The sequence below is a fragment of the Kitasatospora sp. NPDC093558 genome, assembly GCF_040683475.1.
GTDB lineage: Bacteria > Actinomycetota > Actinomycetes > Streptomycetales > Streptomycetaceae > Kitasatospora.
In genome coordinates, this window is record NZ_JBFBDY010000576.1 from 1 (window position 1) to 3,946 (window position 3,946).

Here is a 3,946-nt window from a genome sequence, read left to right on the forward strand (position 1 = left end):
GGATCATCACCACCGTCGTCGGCCCCGCACGCGCGGGGATTGCTCCACGTGGTCGCACTTCATGTCGGAGAAGTGGCAGTCGGCCCCGCACGCGCGGGGATTGCTCTGCGTACAAGCTCTCACCGAGCCTCGTCGGAACGTCGGCCCCGCACGCGCGGGGATTGCTCCTACATGTTCGTCATGTCGCCCCGCATGGCCTCGTCGGCCCCGCACGCGCGGGGATTGCTCTCCGGGTGTCGCCTCGGCCGGAAGCGCCGAGCGGTCGGCCTCGCACGCGCGGGGATTGCTCGTCCTTCTCCCGGGTGGTGGCGGCGGCGATGGTGTCGGCCCCGCACGTGCAGGGATTGCCCTTGGTGGGCGTGGATGATCCAGAGCCGGTCGAGCTCGGGGACCGTCCGGGGGCTGAAGGGTGAGGGTCAGCGGGTGGTGGTGACGTGCCTGTAGGTACCCAGGCGGGTGGCACGGGGGCGGAGGGAGCGCGGGAGCGGGCGCACCAGCTGCCGGCCCGGGTGCAGGATCCGCAGCGCCTGGTCGGCGGCGAGCCCGGCCAGCAGGGTGACCGTTCCCGCGCCGGGGTGGGCAGGCCAGGTGCCTTGACGTGCCGAAGCGCCGGTAGGCCCAACGTGGGATGGTCAGGAGGCGCGAGACCTGCCGAGGAGCAGATCCGTGAACGCCTTGATGTCGTCGGCGTCGTGGCCGAGACGCCTGAGGCGGTCGACGGCCAGGAGCAGGGCCTGGGCGGCGATGTCGGTCGCGTAGATCCTGGTGGGGCTGTCGGGCTGGTTCGTGCTGTTGCCGAACCACTCGGCGAGTTTCTCCACGCCGAGGTCGTCGAGCAGGAGGCCGAGGGAGGCGTGGACCTCGCCGACGACGCCGAACACGGCCTCCAGCCGGGTGGAGGCCTCGCGCTCGCAGTACAGCCCGGGGGTTTGGGGGAGGACCTCGGAGTCGTAGGTGCAGCCGGTCGGAGGGGAAGCCTTCAGCTGCTGCCAGACTTCGGCCGCTGCCGCGTCGGTGCCCAGCGAGGCCGTGAGGGTGAAGTGGTGGACAGACAAGGTCGGTTCCTGGTGCGTTGAGGGTGGGAGGTGGCTACCGGCGGACGGGGAGGGCGAGGCGTTCGATGCGGGTGGCCAGGGCGGGGTCGCTCTCGGTGCGGCCGAGCCGGCACATGGTGCTGGTTCGCACCGCGGTGGCCTTGACGCCGCGCATGCTCATGCACAGGTGCTCGCCGACGGTGAAGACGGCGACGTCGTCGGTGCCGGCGGCCTTGGCGAGGTCGTGGGCGACGTCGTGGGTGATGCGTTCCTGGAGCTGGAGGGCGTGGGTGTGGGCCTGAAGGTGGCGCACGAGCTTGGACAGGCCGAGGACGGCGGTGTCGGGGACGTAGGCGATGGAGACGTCGAGGCGGAAGGGGAGCAGGTGGTGCTCGCAGACGCTCCACGCCTCGATGCCGGTCAGCAGGACGAAGTCGCCGTACTGTCCCTCCTGGGCGAAGGCGGTGTCCAGCCTTCCCGGGGCGTGGTTCAGGAACTCGCCCCACCAGTCGGCAACTCGGCGGGGTGTGTTCTTGAGGCCGTCGCGCTCGGGGTCCTCGCCGAGGGCGAGCAGCAGCTCGCGGGTCAGCTGCGCGACGCGCGGCCGGTCGACGGGGCGGCGCTGGGCTTGTACGGGTATGGACATCACTGATCGTCCCCTTGGGGTGAGTTGACGGGGTCGCGAAGCGCGGTGTGTCAGAGGTGGGTGGCGCCGGGCAGGCAGCCGAGGATCGGTACGGCGGTGAACGCCTCCGCGTATCGGGTACCGATGCGGGCGCCCCAGAGCCGGCCGAGGGTCTCGGCCATGGGGCCGAAGTGCTGCTCGATGGGCTGGCTCGCGTGCTCGCGCAGCGCGGCCAGCTTGGTGTCGAAGGTCGCGGTCGCGTCCACGATCACGTCGGCGCGCACCGGGCCGTCGAGGGTGAGCGAGTTGTAGGTGTCGCAGGTGTAGAAGCGGCTCGGGCGGCCGGTGGCGATCCGGGGCTCGGGGACTGCCGCGAGCACGGCGGCGGCGACCGCCCGGTGTTCGGGATGGACATCGTTGAGCGGGTGGGTGATGACGATGTCCGGCTCCGTCTGCAGCAGTAGTTGCTGCACGGTGGCGTGGTCGAGCTGGGTGACTTGGCGCAGGTCGGCGCCGAGGACGGCGGCGCCTCTGCGGGCTTCGGCGTCGCGGATGTCGTCGCGGTGCGGGACGGCGATGGTGACGGCGGTGTGCCTGGCGTGGAGGGCGAGGGTGGCGCCGGCCCACAGTTCGGCGTCGTCGGGGTGGGCGAAGGCGGCCACGACTGAGCCGGGCGAGGCGGCGGTCACCACAGGCCCAGCTTCTCGACGACGTCGGCGGGCTTGGGTAGCTGGGGGCTTGCCTCGCCGCCGAGGGTGACGGGTACGTCGATGTCGCGGCGGACCGTGATCATCGCCTCCCAGCGGAGTACGTCCTCCCAGGCGGTGGTGATCGCGGCGCCCTTGGCGCCGGCCAGCCGTCCGGAGCAGGGAAGATCGCGCAGCCGCAAGCCGTCGCGCAGCAGGGTTGCGGCGACCTTCGGGCCGACGCCCCGGACGCCGGGGATGTTGTCGGACTTGTCACCGGTCAGAGCACGGAAGGCCGGCCACTGGGCGGGGGTGACGCCGTAACGGGTCAGGACCTCGTCGGCGGTGATGATGCGCTGAGAGGCCTTACGGGAGCGGTTGAGGATGCGCACGCGGTCGTTCAGGAGCTGGTAGAAGTCCATGTCCCGCGACATGACCAGAACCGGCCGCGACCCGGCGGCCCGGGCGGCGAGGGTGGCGATGACGTCATCGGCCTCGGCGTCGTCGACCTCGACCCACCGGATCCCGTACGCGTCCAGGCCGTCCTTCACCGGGGCGAGGAACTGCAGCGGCTTGAGCGCCTCCGGCGTCGCCTCCCGGTTGGCCTTGTAGTCCTGGTCGGCGGCGACGCGGTCGGCGGCGCCGTGCTCGCCGTCGAAGACGACCAGGACCTCGGGCTGCGCGACGTCGAGGTCGTCGCGGATCGTGGCGCGCAGCAGGGCGAAGAAGGCGAACAGGCCGGTCAGTTCACGGGTCTTGTCGCGGGAGAAGATCGGGGCGGGGAATCCGAAGGTGCCGGCCCACAGAAGGTTGAACCCGTCGACGAGCAGCAACGGCGCAGGGGGTGCGGGGGTTTCGGGCATCACGACACCGCCTCTAGGAAGAGTTCAGCGATTCGGCGCGGCTGGAACTCGGCCGCTCTCCGATACACGGTCTGTGTAGTCGCGGCGTACAGTATGTCATCTTCCAGGAGGGTCTGTGCCGCCTTGTGGAGGGCGGCGGGGCCTTCGCTGTGGTCGACGAGCAGGTGCTCGCCGTGGCCGGTCGGGTCGATCAGGGCGGGCAGGTTGCCAATCCGGTAGGCGACGACGGGGGTGCCGACGCTCATGGCTTCCAGGGCCACCAGGCCGAAGGTCTCCTTCAGGCTGGGGACGATCACCACGGACGCCCCGGCGAGCCAGGGCAGCACCTCGTCCCAGGCCAGAGCGCCGCGCAGATGGACGCCCGAAAGACGGTCCGCCGCTTGGCGGCAGCGCTTGAGGAGCTCGGACTGCGACCCTTCGCTGGCCTCGAATCCGGCTTCGGCGAGGGCCACCTCGAGCGGCCGGTTCCAGCCGGAGGCGGCCTCCAGCAGGTCGAGTACGCCCTTCTCCGGTCCGAGCCGGGCCAGGACGCGTACCGGGCCGGTGCGGCGCAGTTGCTCGCGCCGGGACGGAGTGGGCGGGGGCACGGAGGCGTCGGTCATGAGTGAGTTGGGGACGACGCGCAGGTTGCGCGGGCCCCAGCAAGCCAGCTCGTCGCGGACGACGGCGGATGGCACGAGGACGCGGGTGGCGCGGGCGAGCGCGGGGCCGGCGTCGAGGACGTGCGGCCTGACGTGG

Annotated in this window: 5 protein-coding genes and 1 CRISPR repeat array; all 5 genes read right to left on the minus strand. The window is 71.5% G+C overall.

Annotated features, from left to right (window positions below; genetic code table 11):
- The first annotated feature begins 17 nt into the window (after positions 1 to 17).
- Positions 18 to 350: direct repeats of the CRISPR family, unit length 28 nt; unit sequence GTCGGCCCCGCACGCGCGGGGATTGCTC.
- A 282-nt stretch (positions 351 to 632) separates the two neighbouring features.
- Positions 633 to 1,055, minus strand: a complete 423-nt coding sequence (locus AB0O00_RS31725; protein WP_363657647.1) for a hypothetical protein — start codon at positions 1,053 to 1,055, stop codon at positions 633 to 635.
- A gap of 34 nt (positions 1,056 to 1,089) precedes the next feature.
- Complete coding sequence (gene folE / locus AB0O00_RS31730; RefSeq protein WP_363657649.1) at positions 1,090 to 1,680, minus strand: GTP cyclohydrolase I FolE; 591 nt, start codon at positions 1,678 to 1,680, stop codon at positions 1,090 to 1,092.
- Positions 1,681 to 1,730: 50 nt separating this feature from the next.
- Complete coding sequence (locus tag AB0O00_RS31735) at positions 1,731 to 2,348, minus strand: PIG-L family deacetylase (RefSeq protein ID WP_363657651.1); 618 nt, start codon at positions 2,346 to 2,348, stop codon at positions 1,731 to 1,733.
- On the minus strand, positions 2,345 to 3,208 hold the full coding sequence (locus AB0O00_RS31740; RefSeq protein WP_363657653.1) for a 5'-3' exonuclease H3TH domain-containing protein: 864 nt from the start codon (positions 3,206 to 3,208) through the stop codon (positions 2,345 to 2,347). The genes AB0O00_RS31735 and AB0O00_RS31740 overlap by 4 nt, the downstream gene beginning before the upstream one ends.
- Positions 3,208 to 3,946 (minus strand): glycosyltransferase family 4 protein (locus tag AB0O00_RS31745; protein WP_363657655.1); only part of this gene is annotated, 739 nt, incomplete at its 5' end. The genes AB0O00_RS31745 and AB0O00_RS31740, both read right to left, overlap by 1 nt.

Excerpts from the sequence above, each read along its gene's own strand:
- folE (WP_363657649.1), bottom strand. The coding sequence starts at position 1,680 with ATGTCCATACCCGTACAAGCCCAGCGCCGCCCCGTCGACCGGCCGCGC.
- AB0O00_RS31740 (WP_363657653.1), bottom strand. The coding sequence starts at position 3,208 with ATGCCCGAAACCCCCGCACCCCCTGCGCCGTTGCTGCTCGTCGACGGG.